Annotated in this window: 9 protein-coding genes; 4 read left to right on the top strand and 5 right to left on the bottom strand. The window is 50.0% G+C overall.

The annotated features are described in order from the left end of the window. The first annotated feature begins 19 nt into the window (after positions 1–19). Together KW844_RS13245 and KW844_RS13240 are read left to right on the top strand one after the other, a co-directional pair. Complete coding sequence (locus tag KW844_RS13245) at positions 20–1,924, top strand: LodA/GoxA family CTQ-dependent oxidase (RefSeq protein WP_218377215.1); 1,905 nt, start codon at positions 20–22, stop codon at positions 1,922–1,924. Between the two features lie 160 nt (positions 1,925–2,084). Next, complete coding sequence (locus KW844_RS13240; protein WP_218377213.1) at positions 2,085–3,161, top strand: FAD-dependent monooxygenase; 1,077 nt, start codon at positions 2,085–2,087, stop codon at positions 3,159–3,161. On the opposite strand, the gene KW844_RS13235 is transcribed toward KW844_RS13240, so the two are convergent. From KW844_RS13235 to KW844_RS13215, 5 genes are all read right to left on the bottom strand, one after another. Continuing rightward, positions 3,158–4,111, bottom strand: coding sequence for an alpha/beta fold hydrolase (locus KW844_RS13235; RefSeq protein ID WP_218377211.1), 954 nt, complete (start codon positions 4,109–4,111; stop codon positions 3,158–3,160). The genes KW844_RS13240 and KW844_RS13235 overlap by 4 nt on opposite strands. 278 nt (positions 4,112–4,389) lie before the next feature. Beyond that, positions 4,390–5,691: an epoxide hydrolase family protein gene (locus tag KW844_RS13230; RefSeq protein ID WP_255578410.1), complete on the bottom strand. Its 1,302-nt coding sequence runs from the start codon at positions 5,689–5,691 to the stop codon at positions 4,390–4,392. A 183-nt stretch (positions 5,692–5,874) separates the two neighbouring features. After that, the gene (gene chrA / locus KW844_RS13225) at positions 5,875–7,212 is read right to left on the bottom strand and encodes a chromate efflux transporter (RefSeq protein ID WP_218377210.1); all 1,338 of its coding nucleotides are present in this window, start codon (positions 7,210–7,212) and stop codon (positions 5,875–5,877) included. A gap of 162 nt (positions 7,213–7,374) precedes the next feature. Next, on the bottom strand, positions 7,375–9,156 hold the full coding sequence (locus KW844_RS13220; RefSeq protein ID WP_218377209.1) for a glycoside hydrolase family 9 protein: 1,782 nt from the start codon (positions 9,154–9,156) through the stop codon (positions 7,375–7,377). After that, the gene (locus KW844_RS13215; protein ID WP_218377208.1) at positions 9,153–12,137 is read right to left on the bottom strand and encodes a glycosyl hydrolase family 28-related protein; all 2,985 of its coding nucleotides are present in this window, start codon (positions 12,135–12,137) and stop codon (positions 9,153–9,155) included. The genes KW844_RS13220 and KW844_RS13215 overlap by 4 nt, the downstream gene beginning before the upstream one ends. Before the next feature lie 211 nt (positions 12,138–12,348). Between KW844_RS13215 and KW844_RS13210 the strand changes: the two genes are divergently transcribed. Next, positions 12,349–14,922 carry a kelch repeat-containing protein gene (locus KW844_RS13210; protein WP_218377207.1) on the top strand — a complete coding sequence of 858 codons (2,574 nt, stop codon included), beginning with the start codon at positions 12,349–12,351 and terminating at the stop codon, positions 14,920–14,922. 221 nt (positions 14,923–15,143) lie between these two features. After that, the gene (locus tag KW844_RS13205; protein WP_218377206.1) at positions 15,144–17,354 is read left to right on the top strand and encodes a glycoside hydrolase family 3 N-terminal domain-containing protein; all 2,211 of its coding nucleotides are present in this window, start codon (positions 15,144–15,146) and stop codon (positions 17,352–17,354) included.

The following is a 17,354-nucleotide window of genomic DNA, read 5'->3' as shown; positions in this document are numbered from 1 at the left end:
CTCACTAAAAACAATTGTTATGGCAGCAAAAGCTGATTTCGCTAAACTGGCGATTTATCCCCCTCTTGGCATTGCCAGATTGGGCAATTCGGATGAATACTTCTTTGCACCCGACGTTCCCGGTGTGGAGCCCCCTCACGATGGTGGCTATAAGGATAGCCAGGGGCGTATCAAAAAGCAGGTACCACGGTTCCGGATATACGCATTTGATGGGGCCGGAAAGCCTGTAGGGGAAGTGACCGCAGATAGCAGCACCACCATTGAATGGCGGGTAAACCTGGCCAACAGGAAATCCAGCTGGTATAATTTCGAGAATGCACTGGACCTGCCGGATGGTCAGTCTAAAACACCTAACCATCGTAATATTGATGAACCGGACCGCAGTAAACTAAACATCCTGCCGGAGCCTAAAAAAATTCAGGGCGTTGGCCAAAGCGGCGTTTACTTCGATGAAGGCTATTTCTATGACATCAAAGTGCCGCTGGGAGAACTGCAAACAGATGCAAAAGGGCGGCTGCTGGTAATCCCTGCTGATGGTACATCCGCATCTGCCTTTAACCAGGACCCCACCACCTTTGCCAATAACGTAGGCTGGCACGATGATACAGCCGATGGTACCATTTACGCCACCGTAACCATAGATGGTACGCCTTATCCTGTTACACCAGCCATGGTGGCTGTTACGCCACCGAACTTTGGCCCGGGGTTATTTGCAGTGGTGACCATGTATGATGTGGTGGAAGATTTATTTTTACAGGCTGGAGAAATTCCCATACCGCGACAACTGGAATTCTGGAAACATATCTATCCGATTATCTCCAGAACGGTGCAAACGCAATGGGTGAATCACGGTTTCTTTATGCTGTTTGGTCAAAATTCGCCGAGCGATTACCTGTCGCCTGAAAACCTGCCCAAACTTATGAGCCCTGATCCTATATACCGGGACCTGCGCACCGAAGTATTCAAATGGTACAGAGACCCTGAGAATAAAAATTATGAACCGGTAAAAATCCCGCCATTCTATGGCGATGCATTCGGGGAATATGTAAATGTGTACAATGTAGATCTGCCGCTGACAAAAACGCAATATGAAAGAATGGCGCAATGGGCACAGGGCTTTTTTGTGGTAGGCAGTAAGCCCGGTACTGATTTCGATAGCTTCACGCCGGAGCAACAAATACAATCCCTTATTGAAGCGCCATTGGAAGAATGCCTTGGCGGTCCTTTCCATCCCGGCATAGAAATCACCTGGCCTTTCCGTCAGCGTATATTCTGGGATACTCCCTTCAGAATTAAGATTTTGCCCGAAAATGAGGCCCCTAAGGATGATTACGGCGAATTCCTGACGCCGGAGGTGGCCACCGGCCCCGGTGGACCGATCGATGGCAGCGGCCCCGGCTCACTTACCCGCTGGCTGGGCGTGCCGTGGCAAACTGACGAGGCCAGCTGCTTGTCAGGCTACGATACCACCACCTATTTAACCCTGCCCTCCTTCTGGGCCGCCAGGGTACCTAATCAGGTGCTGTCGGAATCTTCCTTCAAAAGGTTAACGGATACAAATTTGAATATACATCAGCGACTCAAACACTTTGATTATCGCCAGGACTGGTTGCGCGACCTCGGCACGCAATACCTCCCTAAGCTGAAGAAGATGGTGGCGCGCTGGCATTTCCTGGGAATCATTACAGAAGTAAAGCTCCCGGCCGACAGGCAGGACGGCGCACTCCCGAATATTTTCTGGGTAGAAGCAGGGCGCCCGGGCTTTACCACCGACGATCCTACTTTCGAACAGGTACTGGTGGCCGAACATGCACAGCCGCCAATGATGGAGCAACCAAGGGCCATGCTCCTGGACGCCGCCGGTGTGGATGCCAGCAGCTTAAGAATACTGGAACGCCAACCATTGCGCAGGGATGAAATGTAACCTGGTGAAACGCTTTATAGCCAGCACGCAGCCCTCGCTGAGTTACAACGCAACATCCGTTTTGTAAATCAAACGATAACCCCTGCGCAGGATTGAAGCGTAACACCCCAGTTATTAATACCAGTACGCAAACTATTGCGTATACACGAAACACAAACGAATGAATATCCCTGTTATCATAATCGGTGGCGGCCCCGCGGGGGCTGCCACCGCCTTACAGCTCCTCCACTACGGGTACGAATGTATTATCCTTGAGGCATCGTCATCTCCCAAACGAAAACCCGGAGAAACCATTCCGCCCCAAGCCCTGTCCCTGTTTAAGAAATCAGGGATAGAAGAAATGCTTCGGCACCCGGAGCACCTGGCCTGCTATGGTAACCGCTTTGTATGGGGGAATGCCACGCCCGCCGATAAATCATTTTTTCAAAATCCCGTGGCACAAGGCTGGCATTTGAACAGGGCCACCTTCGAAGCGCAGCTGGCCAACCGGGTAATAGCCGCCGGAGGACATTACCTTCACGGCTGCACGCTGCTGACTACCAAATTTTTGAATAGGGAGTGGACGGTTACCTATACTACAGCCGATAAGCAAGTCAGATCTGTAACCGCCGCATTTATCGTGGATGCAACCGGCCGGAAGTCGCGCGTAGCAAGGAAATTGGGCATACAAAGAAAAGTGGTGGATCAACTCGCCGGTGTTACTGCCTTTGTAACCCTTCCGTACAATATCCAGCAATTTACTTACCTGGAAGCAGTGGAATCAGGCTGGTGGTATGCCGCCCCGTTAACGGAGTTCCAGCTGGTGCTGAGCCTGATGACAGATACCGATCTGATACCAAAGTCCTTGCGTACCGCCAGTGATTTATTGTCTAACGCCAACGCCACTACGCTGATAGCACCGATTATTGAAAACAGTATCGCTTCGGAGCCAGGACTGGTTGTTACCAGTGCCGCCACCGGATACCTTCAGCAGCGCACCGGTGACCGCTGGCTGGCGGTGGGGGATGCCGCTTATGCCTATGACCCGATTTCTTCCTATGGCATCACCTCTGCACTGGAAGGAGGGTATTATGCTGGTCATGCCATCGTGGCCTGTCTCCGGGGAAATCAGGATGCACTGCCTGCTTATGATTGGGCCATCAGTAACGTATTTTCTACCTATATGAAAATGCTGATTGGCCAGTATGCCCAGGAAAAAAGATGGGCGGAAGCGGCCTTCTGGAGCCGGAGAAATTAATGTCTTTCGGGAAGTATCTGGGTTAAAATAATCCGTTGTACTTCGTCTGCGGAAAAATACAATAACAAGTGCCCATCGTTCTTAAACCAATACACTTCTTTTTTAGGGGCTTGTAACTGATCAAAGTAATCTTTTGAAAACCGGGCGTTTGTTTGCAAATCCTTACTGCCAAGGAAAAAGTAAACAGGCATTTTCAATTGCTTCACCGAGCTGGATAAAGGCACAGTGGTAGCATCATTCCAGGGTTTCAGCCAGGTTTTACACCATTCATAGAGAAAGCCTTTAATACGCAGGGAGTCTTTCGCCGGAAATGGCTTGTCGGCCAACTGGTTCATCCATTTTCGGGCATAGTACAACTGGTCGGAGGTTTTAAAAGGTAGCTGCACGGAATTTAATTCCGCCAGCGCAGTTTCATTATGGTTGGCAGTGGCCCATCTTTTCATACTGTCCAGGGCAAATTGCTCACTACGCTGCTGGTCCACCACGGGGCAAGCAACCATCAGTGCGGCAACAGATGCCGGGTGCTGTGCTGCCAGCTGAAAACCCACCAGGCATCCCCAGGATTCACCGAGCAGGTAAATCTTTTGCTGATGGAACTTTTTTTTCAGCTGCTCCACGAGGCTGGCGGCATCAGCTACTACCAGTGGCAGGGAAGGGGGAATCGGGGAAGGATTTAGTTTTAACGTTAGTCCGGTTTCGCGCTGGTCCCATAATACCACACAAAATTTCTCCCGCAGTAGTCCTGTTACCCGCTCCATTTCAGGAATCCGGGATTCCCCGGGGCCGCCATGAAGAAACAGTAATACCGGTCCTGTTGGGTTACCGTTGACGGCAATTACCTGTTTAATTCCGCCGATGGTAAGGGTATCATAATAATTCAGCTGCTGGGAAAATGCGCAAATGGGCTGGATGGCCAACAAACAAAGAAGTAAACTTAAGAGGCTTCTCATAGACATGTATATTAATTTGATATGATTAGCAATAACGGGTGTTCCTGTAAGATAATATACATTTGGCGATCTTTCAACTCACCTGTGGGAGCTATGGGTGGGATTGCATCGGCATAATATTGCATGCTTCTAAATTTGACTCCGGGCAAATACAGTTTCCCGTGTTTGGTACCTGTTTCGTGATGCGCTTATTGTGTTTGACTGGTAACTATGCTGTGTAAAGATGTAAGTGCAAAAGCCCGCGATTGTCGCGGGCTTAATTGCAATTCCTCAATTGTTTATCGGAGCGGTTTAAACGCTGCCCTTAACTCTTCCGCAAACAATTGTGGCTCTTCCCATGCTGCAAAATGTCCTCCCTTGGTAACTTCATGGAAGTAGTTCAGCGTTGGATAGGCCTTTTCTGCCCATGTTTTTGGTGCCTGGTAAATTTCGCCGGGGAATACGGTGATGGCTACCGGTACTTTGATTTCTCTTGTCTGCTGCTCTGCTACGTTGAAATTATTATTGTTGTTTTCCCAATAGAGCTGGCTGGAGGAAGTGCCGGTGTTAGTCAACCAATACAACGTGATATCATCCAGCATATCATCTTTCGATAATACTTTTTCCGCATCGCCACCACTGTAGGTCCAGTCGTTGAATTTATCGAAATAGAACGCTGCGAGGCCTGCGGGGGAGTCGGCCAGGCTATACCCGATAGTTTCCGGCCTTGTAACCATAATGCCTGCATAAGCACCACCTTTAGTGTACAGGTTATTCATGGACTCATAGGCTTTCCTTTCTTTTTCCGATAAACCAGCAGGTGCTGGTGCGCCGGATTTCAACAATGCAGCTATATCTTCAGGCACTGTTGCCGGCATATTTACGTGTATGCCTAAGAGTCCTTTAGGTGCCTGCCGGCCCATTGCATCCGAAATTACGGCGCCCCAGTCGCCCCCTTGCGACACATATTTTTCATAACCCAACCGGTGCATCAGGGTATCCCATGCCTTGCCGATGCGTTCAGGTCCCCAGCCAGCTGCGGTAGGTATTCCGGAAAAGCCATAACCAGGCATGGAAGGAATGACCACATCAAAGGCATCTTCTGCTTTGCCGCCGTATGCGGTGGGATCGGTCAGCGGGCCAATGATTTTCAATTGCTCAAATATAGATCCCGGCCAGCCGTGTGTAATAATGATAGGCATGGCATTGGGATGTTTGGAGCGGACGTGGATAAAGTGAATATCCAGCCCATCAATATTAGTCAGGTACTGTGGCAGGGAGTTTAGTTTTGCCTCCGCTCTTCTCCAGTCGTATTGGGTTTCCCAGTAGTTCACCAGCTCCTGGAATTTATCCAGGTTTACGCCTTGTGAGCGGTCTTTTACCGTTTCTTTGGTTGGCCAGCGGGTGGCTTTAATACGTTTTTTGAGGTCAGCAAGCTCCTTGTCGGATACATGTGCTTTGAAAGGGCGAACCGCTGCGGGGTTGTCTACAGCCGAATGTTTTTCTGCCATTGTGTTCTCTTTTTCAGGGTTACCGTTGCCAGCTAATACAATGTTGGAGCTGAATATGCCAAGTGCAATCATTAAGGCGTTTCTGTTCATGTGAGTATGATTTTGTTTTACAATTCATGTTAACGATGATGTAAAACTAGCCCCGATGCCGGTAGCCATCGATATCGAATCAGCCGAACAGGGCAAATCAGGTGGTGAGGGCGGCAAACTTAACCGGGAATATTATTATGGATTGCCAACAATGCAGGTCTGAAATTTCCGCGCGCGGATTTTTTAATAAAGCTGGTACATATACCGCACCACACCAAACAAGATACTCAACAGGACAATATACAATACATTGGTATTCCATCTCACCAACAAAATTAACACCACCAGCACCCATACTACCGATACATAATCAATGCCCTGCAGCGTTACAGACCCCGGAAACACAATACTGCGGCCCAGGAAAAAGGTAAGGTTCAGTATCACACCCACCACTGCTGCTGTTACCAGCGATAAGGTAGTTTGTACCAGGTGATGATCTTTATAGCGGTCCGCCAGCGGAGCACCAAGAAATATAAACAGGAAGTTAGGCAGGAAGGTGTAATAGGTAGTGGCGAGTAGCCCGATGACGCCGAAGATCACTCCATGGCCAAAATGATTGTAGCCAGCCATAAAACCTACGAACGACAGCACAATAATCAGCGGGCCCGGAGTGGTTTCTGCAAGCGCAAAACCATCCAGCATTTGCAGGGGCGAAAGCCACAAATATTTTAACACCACCAGCTGCGCCACATAGGGGATAACCGTATAGGAGCCACCGATAGTAATGCAGGCGGTTTGTGTGAAAAACAGCACCAGTTTATCCCAGAAGGCGGCATCCTGGCCCCAGAGCAGGAGCAGGCTAAATGGTACGGCCCATAAGGCAAGGAAGGAAGGCAGCGTGCGCAATACCACCTTGCGCGTAAGCGGTTTTTCAACCTGGTTCAGGTTGATGACATAATTATTTTCGGAAGAGCTATCCACCTGCAGCATGGCGCCTTTGGCAATGCCTGCGAGCTTTGGAAACAGCTTGTCCATAGCAATGGAAAAAAGAATGATGCCGAGGATAATCAATGGCATGGCCACATGCAGGAAATATGATAGCCCAAAGGTGGCTAAGGCCACGATATAATGTATACTGCTATGGAGCGCCTTTTTGCCCACCTTCCAGGTGGCAACGAGTATAATTGCCAGGACACTGGGTTTAAGGCCATTGAAAATACTTTCCAGCAGCGGACTGTTCCCATACGTCACATACACGATACTCAGCAATAGGAGGATGAGCATGGAAGGCAATACGAACAGTGTGCCGGCTGTGATGCCCCCTTTTTTGCCATGCAGTTTCCAACCTATATAAATAGCCAGCTGCTGGGCCTCGGGCCCGGGTAAAATCATGCAGCTGTTTAGTGCCTGCAGGAACTTCTGGTTGCTGATCCATTTACGTTTTTCTACCAGGTAATCATGCATGATAGCGATATGGCCGGTGGTGCCGCCAAAGCTGATCCAGCCCAGCTTAAACCAGAAGCGTAACGCATCCCGGAATGGTGGTTTTTTTATGAAATTTGTGGTCTTTAGCTCGTTCACTATGGCAATATTAAGGCGGATTTCAGATACCTGCTTTCAGTTAACAGCTGCAGGCCGCCTGTCGTGGAAAAATGAACGGCGAAGGTACGGATTTAAGAGGAAAGGGGCAAGGTAAATCTCCCTAAAACCGGCTGTTAAATTTGATTTTAGGGAGATAGAAAACTATTCTGTTGCAGTAGCGGTAACGGCCTGTAAAAAAGAGCTGCTGTGCGGTATCCATTGCTCGCTCCATCGCCATTCGTTGCCGTTATCTTCCACTTTGAAAGCAATACCGGAACCATCGGCATTGCTGCCGGTGATGCCGTTGGAAATGCCTCCTTTGCCGCTGCCATGGCCGTACATGGAAGCCATGTAGGGTACGTTGTGATGGCCATAGCCATACATCATGCACATGTTATAGGGATTACATCCCAGTATCCATGATAATTGATTGGTTGCATACACCTCAATTTCCGGCTTTACGCCCAGCGCCGTTTTAGCGGGGTACACCAGCCTGCCGCCGGTAACCATGGCCGCTGCGAGCGAACCCAGGCGGGCATCTTCACCCTGCCACCACCAGCCACTTTCATTTTCATGCGGAATGAAAAAGCCATCCATAGGCTGCCCTTTAAACAGGAAGCTCTGTCGCGGATAGCCGAAAGGGTTAGTAACGGCAGCGGTAACACGCAGATTGTAATCGATAGCCGTTTTAATGGTGGCCAGTGCCTGTTTACGGTAGCTGCTTTCCTTTTCAGCATCCAGGTAGCGGCAGAGGGCTATTATCGGCACACCCGCGTCAGCAGCGTGCCAGAAAGGACGATGACCGTCATCCGCCAGGAAGTAGCCGGCAGGAGAGAGGCGTTTGGTGAGGTGGGCTGCACGACTACGTGCCTCGTGCTGATAGATGGCTTTGCCGGTGGCCAGCCATAATTCGCTGGCGGCCATCAAGGCACAATAGTCGTCAATGATATTATCTTTCCCATCATCGGCATAGCGGGTGCTGTTTTGCTGCAAATGCACAAACGCGCGCTCCGCGGCAGCCAGGTATTGGGCAGCGGTGAAATCTCCGTCCTGCTGCCAGCGTGAAATACGTGCCAGCGCCGCAATAGCCATGCCGCCACCTTCGCGCCAGGCACATTGATAATCGGCAGTGGTTTTACTGTCCGCCAGCAAGCCAACTACGCGGCGCTCATTAGCATCTTTCTTAAAGTAGCTGAACACCGTCATGTAAAAATATCCCTCCGGGGATAAGGAGCGCATGATGTAATCAGCGCCGTAGATAGCTTCTTCCTTTAACGCATTTATTGTGCCGGTTGCCGCCAGCAGCTTAGGCATCCGCTCTACGGCATTCACCATGGACCAGTCCACCATCGGTATCTGCTGGGGCGACATATAATTCGTGTATGCCAGGTGGGAGAAGTATTTGCTTACATCACCGGAGGCATCGCACCAGCCGCCGCTGAGGTCCACTGTTTTGTTGCTGCCGTAAAGCAGTATATGTTTATCCGCAGCACGTTCCTCCGGAGAGGCCGCCCGCTGATGAAAGAAGAAGCTGGTGATAGCCGGAGCGGCCATTTTGGCGATCGCCTGGTGGTCGATGCGAAAAGCATAGGACTCATGGATTTTATTGCTAACGGTAACGCGCACACGGTAATAACCAGGTTTTTTAACCGGGGTAAAATCGGCGCGACTATACCACTCATTCGCCCAGCCGTTAACCTGCACAGAGGTAGCTGCCTTTCCCGTGTATGCGACGGCGTTAGTAACGGTGTCGATGATACTGAATGCGGTACCTGTGGGTAAGGCTTCATCACTGCTGATGATGGCGCTTTTCGCGGTTGCTGCGTTGTACGCCACCTGGTTGGTCAGCAGCGTTATTTTGCTTTGCGCACCGGCCGGCGCTATGCTGCTGCAAAGCATTATAACGCCAACGCATGTACGTATATAATTGGTGGATAGCATCATAATTGAATGCGATATAAGCCCGTACGGCCGGTGATGAACAATTGGTTGCCAGTGTTGCTGAGCGCCAGTGACGACGGGCGCTCCGGCACCTTCAGCATATTTACCTGCCTGCCGGCAGCATTGAACTGGAACAGCTCTCCATCCGCCACCCAAACATTTCCTTTTCCGTCTGGAATGGAATTAAAGTCGCCCTTTTCCGCGAAGTAAGTCAGGTCAGAAAGATAGCCTTTTGCATCCACCTGCAAGCGCACGGTGCGCTTATCGTATTCGTCCGTTGCATAGAGCGGCTTGCCCGGGAATGCCTCCACCAATGCGCAGGCCCTGGCTAAATCGTAAGCAGCAGGGATAATTGTTTTCCCATCCGGAGCTACCCAGCAGGTTTCGTTTTTATTGACGGATACGGTATTGAAATCGTGGAAGTCCCTCCAGCGGTTGGACGGATACAAGGCTTTATGTACCTGGCCGATGCTGCCCATCGGTGCCTGTTGGAGTAATTTAATACTCTCTTCCGGCGCATCGGGGTGGATGCTGTACACGAGTGTACCAAATCCGGAGTTACCCCAGCCGCTGAAGGAAGTACCTCTGGCATCAGCAGGGTTTTCGAATTTTTCCGGTACACCGTTGATGAGCAGCCCTGGCTGCGGGTTGTAACGGAATACTACCAGCAGGTTGTCCTGCGAGTCGCAGCCAAGGGAGAGTGGCTCCCAGGGGAAATCGGCCAGCAGCTGTAAGGATTGCGTAGCGGCATTCCATTTATAGATGCGCTTCATCCGTTGTTCGGCAAAGTATACGTTGCCTTTGGAGTCGGCACACAATCCCACGGCAAACTCAAATCCTTTTGCCAGTTGCTGCACACCGTTTACGGCTGCTGCTTTGGCGTTCAGGGAAGTATTACCGGTGATGAACAGCCTCGCCAGTTCAGTAGGACGCACTTCGGTGTTGGTATTGATATCGTATAGCGGATTATCAGTGGTGTATTTGATCTGGCTGTAGTTATGCACGTTGAGCAGTTCTATATTGCTGCAATTCCAGGTGCGTACGCTATAGGGATAGGGCACTTTCACGCGTATGACGCGGAACATATACAGGTTGGCGAATGTCATGTCGTGGCAATCAGTGAGCTCCAGCGGCTGGCAATCGGAGCTTTCCACGCTTTCTTCTTCCAGCTGCAGGGCAAATACTTTCCAGTTGGAAACTTTGTTGAAGCGTACTTCATTGCGTACGTGGTGTTCCACAGAAAGTGCGTATATGCGGCCGCGTGTGCTGGTATGATCGGCATAAAAGCCATTGGTGGCGTAAGTATCGGCGGACCATATATTTTTGAAGATACCACCGCCGTTGTTGGTGACCCACATGCTCCAGTATTGTGTGTCCCAGGTAGGGTCGTAGCTGCCGTAAGAGCGGCGTTCGGGCGACTGCTGCCTTTCTTCCCATTTCCAGTTTACCTGTGGGCCGGGGCGCATGGTGCCGTGGCCACCAATGAGTTTCACATCATCAACCATGGAGGTGGCACCCGCCATCCATTTGCAGGCTACCGCGCGGTAGTTGCTGGTGCCGGTATACAGGCCGATACCGGTGATGATGTTGGTGCCACCTGCCGGTGCCTCGATCATGGCTTTAGGGGCGCCGAAGCCGCCAAAGGCCGGGCTGTTTTCTGCCAGGGCAAAGTTGGTAGCCATCGGGTGGAGGCCTATGAGTACGGTGTTGGGTTTGAGGTGAATAGTTTCGGTAATGCGATAGGAGCCCTGTGGTACAAAAATCACCGGATGTGTATCAATGGCTTGCTGGATGGCTTTGGTATCGTCCGTAACACCATCGCCCTTTGCACCGGATTCCTTCAGGTTGTACCAGGTGGCCATAGCAGGTAAGGCGGGCACATCATTAACAGCGGGTGCAGGCATGCGTTGTAATGGTGACGCCTGTACGTTGAGCCGGAATACTGGGTCTTTGTCAAGGTCATCCTGTTGCAGACCGTAGGTAAGCGACTGCACGGTATAAACAGGCGCCGGCGCGTTAGTGGCCGTATCGCCATGAGGGTATTTCACCAGCACCGGCACTTTGCTGCAATTCAGGTTACGGATATTCAGCTGCATATTGGCACTGCCTTCATTACTGAGGGTGATGGCCGGGCCGCTGATATTTTCGAAGCGGCTATCCTCGAGATAAATTTTTTCCCAGTAGTTATGTTCAACCTGTATAGCTGCTGGTACATTTTTTACCTGCATGCGCACAATGGTGAATCCTGCTTCCTGGGATTTGATGGCGCTGCGACGCTGCCCTTCGAAATAAGTGTCCATCATCATGAACTGCCATCCTGGTGAGGCTTTGGTGGTATATATGCCATATTCCCCTCCGAAGAATTGTACATCTTCCATAAAATTACCAATTTCAAAAAGACCAGCTTTGCCCTTACCGATGTTGATGTTGATATGCGCTACAAAGCTATGTTGCGCAAAGTGAGTACGCAACGCCACTGCATGCGGATTGCCATCTTCTATTTTTAAATCCACATTCGATAATGCGCTGTAGAAAGTGCCGGCGCCGGCATCGGAGATGCTTCCACCTGGCTCTACTGCACTGCTGGTAAACCAGAACATATAGCTGGCCTTGCCTTTGTCGCCCGCTTTTTCCTCCTGGAAGCCAGGCGAATTTTTAGCGAGTACGATGGTGGGACGGTTTTTTCCGTAACCAATTACACGGATGGCGCCAGGTATGTAAATAGTTTTCGAAATTTTGTAGGTTCCTTCCGGGATCAGGAGCGTACCGAAATTACGGTCTTTCTTCAGCTGGTTGATGGCCTGTTGCAGCTGCTCCGTAACATCTGTGCTGCCGTCAGAATTTTTAGGTGTGAAATTTACAGCTGCAGGATCTTCCGGTTGCTGCGTATAAAATGATTTCCCTGGCTTAAACTGGCCATAAACGTGGGAAATGCAACCTGCCAGCAGGCCGGTTATCAGTAATACCTTTTTACAATACTTCATGTAGTAACGCCATTTTAATTGGTTAGCATGACTGGCGTACTGTTATTTTCGGGAGATGTATTGCCAAAATATAACACGCAATCGGATATTTCAGAAAAATGTTACAGGTGGTAGGTCCTGGCGGTGGTTTCCTTTAGCGGCAGGCGCCTGGAAGGCATTTTTTATATTGTACCCATTAAATTTCAGGAATAATTATATATTTAGTGGAGTTATGAAGACGGCCATCCAGACATTTGCCACTACTTTAGTATTACTATTCGTTGCATTTTATTCCACAAAAGGCCAGGAAAATTATGGCCTCACGTTTTACTCGTTCAACGCACCACAGGAAAAAAGAACCTCCCTGGAGCTTTCTGAAAAAGAACTTTGTTTCGACGATAGCTTCGATCTGTCATTCGATTTTTCTTTCATCCCCAACAGGTCCATTTATTTCGGTTACCTGTTCCGCATGATCAGCAGTAACGGCCAGAACATAGATCTGGTCTACAATCAGAAGGATGAAGTGTTTAATACCATCGTGGGTGAATCCTTCTGCGGTATTGATTTCAAACTGGATAAGTCCATTCTCTATAATAAATGGACTAACATCCGGTACCACCTTACAAAAAATTCCATCAGTTGTTACATCAACAACCAACTATACAAAACCACTACCATCCACCTAAAAGATAATTGCTTCCATATTTATTTTGGTGCCTTGCGCCTGAAGGACTTTATCACCACCGACGTGCCGCCGATGATTATCCGAAATGTGGGCTTCTACTCCTCCGATAAACTACGTTACTATTGGCCACTAGGTAAGCCGGGTACCAATCACCTGGAAGATACCATTTCCGGAAAACAAGCCATCGTTACAAACCCACTCTGGTCCGATGACCTGCATCGCAACTGGCGATTGCTGAAATCCGCTACTGTAAAAGGAAATGCAAGTGTGAGCTTTGACCAGGAAACAGAAAAAGTATACCTTGTGTCAGCCGACACCGTATATGAATTACCGGTAGATGATGAGATGACCACCGAAATCGCGCATCCTTCCGTAGGCTATCCGCTTTTCCAGGCCAACCAATCGCTCTACAACGCCAACGACCATCAACTCTACAATTTCTACATCGATATACACGGTATCTCCGCCTACCAGCAAAATACCGGCCGCTGGACCCGCAGCTTCGATACCGTTGCCAATACGGAATATGGCCATACCAGCAAAGTGTTTTCCCGTAAGGAAAACGCACTCTATATCTTTGGTGGCTACGGGCAACTGAAGTATAAGAACCAGGTACAGCGCTACGATTTTACCACCCAGGAATGGACGGACATACAAACCACCGGCGATTATTTTACGCCCAGGTATATGTCGGCCGGCGGGCAGTGGAACGATAGCATCTACATCCTCGGTGGCTACGGAAGCCGAAGCGGCGACCAGGTACTACGGCCGCAGCACCTGTATGATTTTATGCGTTTCAACACTAAAACAAAGGAATTCAAGAAAATATTTACGCTGGAAAATACAGGTACGCCATTCGTATTTGCCTCTTCTATCATTATAGATACCATTAACCAAACCTACTATGGCCTTTGCTATGATGAAAGCAGGTACGATACCCGCCTGAAAATGATCAAAGGCTCGCTGTACTCACCGGCCTATCAGTTTGTAGGAGACGAGATCCCGTATGCGTTTCAGGATGTGATTTCAGATGCCGACCTGTTTTATTGCCCGCGCTCCCGCCAGTTACTCGCCGTAACCCTGTTGGCAGACCTGGGCAAACAAACCACCATAAAAATTTATAGCATAGGATTTCCGCCATTACCTTTTGAAGTGGCGGCTAAACAAACGGGACTTCACTTCTCCTGGTGGTGGCTTGGCGTATTACTCCTGCCATTAATAGCATTGGTATTGTGGCCCCGGAAAAAAACTAAAAAAATAAACGTAACGGATACGCCTGTGGTGCCGGAAAGTGTAGCACATACACCTGAACCTGCACCAGGCCGCACGCCTGCGCCAGCGGAAGCGCCACAGGACAAAGCCCTGCTGGAACCTGCTCCGTTTGTGCGCGACCGTAAAGTTGCGATCAGCATTTACCTGTTCGGGAATTTTGAGATCCTCGATACCAACGGTAATGAATATAGCCTTCAGTTCTCTCCGTTATTAAAAGAATTGTTTTTAGTGATATTATTATATACACTGAAAAACGGCAAAGGCATCTCTTCGGAAAAGCTGAATGATATTTTCTGGGGAGATAAAGAAGGTAAGATTGCGAAAAACAATCTGTCTGTGAACATGGTGCGACTCAAAGGTATCCTCGCCAAAATCGGGGAGCTCTCCATAAAAAAGGAAGGGGAGCGCTGGACGCTTGATTACAACCCGGCAGAAATCAGCATCGACCTGATGGATTTCCTGGAAGTGAAAACACAGCATCCGGAACACGGCCGCCAGAAACTGGGCTATCTCCTCTACTTTGTATCGCGGGGCGCTTTCCTGAAACAAACCGAATACGCCTGGCTGGACGACATCAAATCTGACTACACCAACAAAATCACCGACGAACTGCTGGAAGAATCCCGATACCTCGATATCCAGCAGGACGCCGATACCCTCGTAGAAACGGCTAACTGCATTTTAAGCTTTGATCCGCTCAGCGAGGAAGCGTTGCGGTTAAAGTGCCGGGCTCTGATTGCCCTTGGCCGCCACTCGCTGGCGAAAAATGCCTATGAACGATTTACAAAAGAGTATGCGAAAGTTTACGGAGAAGATTATCCGGTAGCTTTTACGGAGATTGTGAAATAAGTTATTCTCATTTACGTAAGACCGGGTGCCTTCGGCGCCCGGTCTTACGTTTTTAAGTGGGGCGAAGCCCCGCTTAAAAACTAAAAAATCATTAAATCACAGTTTTTTTCCAATTAATGCCTTCATTAATCTGATTTTATACGGTTTGTTAATGGTCCGCAAGTTTCTTTGCATACCACGTTAGACCAAAGTCAATTAACCGTAATAATATTTATTCTAAGATGAAGGTGTTAAAACCACTATTGCTTACTTTATTTTATTCCACGTTTGCCAGCGCAGCTTTTTGTCAACAGCTACCTTATAAAAACGCTTCTGTGCCGGTGGATGCCCGGGTGAAAGATCTGTTGTCGAGGATGACTACCCTCGAAAAGATCCGTCAGCTGGATATGTACCGGGGATGGAGTGTATCGCCCATGACAGAACAAACGCACGAGGCATTAAAATTGGATGAAAAACTCATTAATGCGGCATTTGCCAAAGGTTCCTTCGGTTCCCTCCACGATTTTTATCCGGCTTACACCAGTTTGTCCAACGAGGTACAACGCCATGCGGTTACCAAAACACGTTTAGGTATTCCCGTGCTCTTTATTGAAGAAGGGTTGCATGGCTACTCCCGTAAAGGCAGTACCAGCTTCCCGGTGCCGCTGCAGTTGGCAGCCACCTGGGACACCGCGCTGGTATACCAGGTAGGCCGCGCGATCGGAAGGGAGAGTCGCGCCAACGGCACCGCCATGATCCTGGCGCCCTTGCTCGATGTATCCCGTGACCCACGCTGGGGCAGGCAGGAAGAAACCTTCGGGGAAGATACCTACCTGGTTTCAGAGATCGGCCTGGCAATGGTGAAAGGCCTGCAAGGGGGTGATGTGAGTCGCCACGACGCCGTGGTGAGTGAGCCGAAGCACTACGTAGTACACCCTGTTCCGGAAGCTGGCAGCAATCAGGGACCTGTAAACATAGGTGTCCGTGAAATCAGGAGCAGTCACCTCCCCACTTTTGAAAAAGCGGTCAAGCAGGGCGGTGCGCTCGGTATCATGGCGGCCTATCATGAAATTGACGGACTGCCGATGGTTTTTAACCGCTGGCTGCTGACGGATGTGCTGCGGAAGGAGTACGGCTTTAAAGGCTTTGTGCTGAGCGACCTCGGCGCCGTTCGTATGGGGCTGGAAAACCACCGTACTGCCACTTCCCGTGCCGATGCCATGGCGCAAACCATCAATGCCGGCCTAAACATGCAGTTCTATGATTTTGGTCATGATGAGTTTGAACAGGCGCTGGACTCTGCCCTGAAAATGAAAATGCTCACACCGGCCAGACTGGATACCGCCGTGGCCGAAGTGCTGCGGGTGAAGTTCCTGCTGGGATTATTCGACCGACCATATATAGATACCACACTGCTGGCGAAAGTTACCCGCAGCACTGCCCACCAGCAGCTGGCACAGCGTGCAGCTGAAAGGGGCGTGGTGCTGCTTAAAAATGATAAAAACATACTACCGCTGAAGGATATACGAAACCTGGTGGTGGTAGGCCCACTCGCAAAAAGTAATTACCTGGGAGGATATTCCAATACGGAGGATACCGCCATTTCCATCCTGTCCGGACTGACGCAAAGAGCCGGCGATCGCCTGCAGATCAGGTACATTGCCGGCTTTGATCAGTCGGTGATCAGTACGGCAGATGCGGTGGTAGTTGTATTGGGAGAAGACTTACAGGTGGTAGGAGAAGGCAAGGACCGTGCGGCCCTGCAACTGGATACAGCGCAGCTGACACTGGTAAGGCAGTTGTCGGCAACAGGCAAACCACTGGCAGCCGTGCTGCTGAATGGTCGCGCCCTGTGCCTTGGTCCGGTGGCCGCCCAGGTTCCTGCCATTGTAGAAGGTTGGTTTGGCGGTGAAAAAGGCGGACAAGCCATCGCAGATGTATTGCTGGGCATCACCAACCCAAGTGGTAAGCTGCCGGTGAGCTTCCCCCGCAGCGAAGGGCAGCTGCCTTATTATTATAGTCACAAGCCCACTTCCTACCACCGCTATGTGGATGAAAAAGATACACCGCTGTTTCCGTTCGGACATGGCCTCAGCTATACCACCTTTAAATATGATCAGCTGGAACTGCCTGCTGCCCAGGTAAAAGACAGCTTCACCATCCGGGTAACGGTAACCAATACCGGCACCGTGGCAGGAGAGGAGGTTGTGCAGGTGTATTTGAGAGATGAGGTAGCCACCGTGACCACCCCCGCGAAGGCGCTCAAAGCCTTCGGCAGAGTGGCGTTACAGCCGGGAGAGCGCAGACAGCTTACTTTCCGCCTCAGCGCCCTGGAAGCCCTGGGCCTCTGGAACAGGGATATGAAACATGTGATTGAGCCGGGAACCTTCCTCGTAATGGTAGGCAGCTCCTCGGACGACATCAGATTAAAAGGACAGTTCCACGTTAACTAA

It is taken from the genome of Chitinophaga sp. sic0106 (assembly GCF_019219075.1).
Taxonomy (GTDB): domain Bacteria; phylum Bacteroidota; class Bacteroidia; order Chitinophagales; family Chitinophagaceae; genus Chitinophaga.
Note: the sequence above shows the minus strand (reverse complement) of the source record. Positions and strands in the feature narration are given on the sequence as shown.

What these genes read in the sequence shown, in the direction of transcription:
- KW844_RS13245 (WP_218377215.1), top strand. Translation starts at nt 20, where the DNA reads ATGGCAGCAAAAGCTGATTTCGCTAAACTGGCGATTTATCCCCCTCTT.
- KW844_RS13210 (WP_218377207.1), top strand. Translation starts at nt 12,349, where the DNA reads ATGAAGACGGCCATCCAGACATTTGCCACTACTTTAGTATTACTATTC.
- KW844_RS13240 (WP_218377213.1), top strand. Translation starts at nt 2,085, where the DNA reads ATGAATATCCCTGTTATCATAATCGGTGGCGGCCCCGCGGGGGCTGCC.
- KW844_RS13220 (WP_218377209.1), bottom strand. Translation starts at nt 9,156, where the DNA reads ATGATGCTATCCACCAATTATATACGTACATGCGTTGGCGTTATAATG.
- KW844_RS13205 (WP_218377206.1), top strand. Translation starts at nt 15,144, where the DNA reads ATGAAGGTGTTAAAACCACTATTGCTTACTTTATTTTATTCCACGTTT.
- KW844_RS13235 (WP_218377211.1), bottom strand. Translation starts at nt 4,111, where the DNA reads ATGAGAAGCCTCTTAAGTTTACTTCTTTGTTTGTTGGCCATCCAGCCC.
- KW844_RS13215 (WP_218377208.1), bottom strand. Translation starts at nt 12,137, where the DNA reads ATGAAGTATTGTAAAAAGGTATTACTGATAACCGGCCTGCTGGCAGGT.
- KW844_RS13230 (WP_255578410.1), bottom strand. Translation starts at nt 5,691, where the DNA reads ATGAACAGAAACGCCTTAATGATTGCACTTGGCATATTCAGCTCCAAC.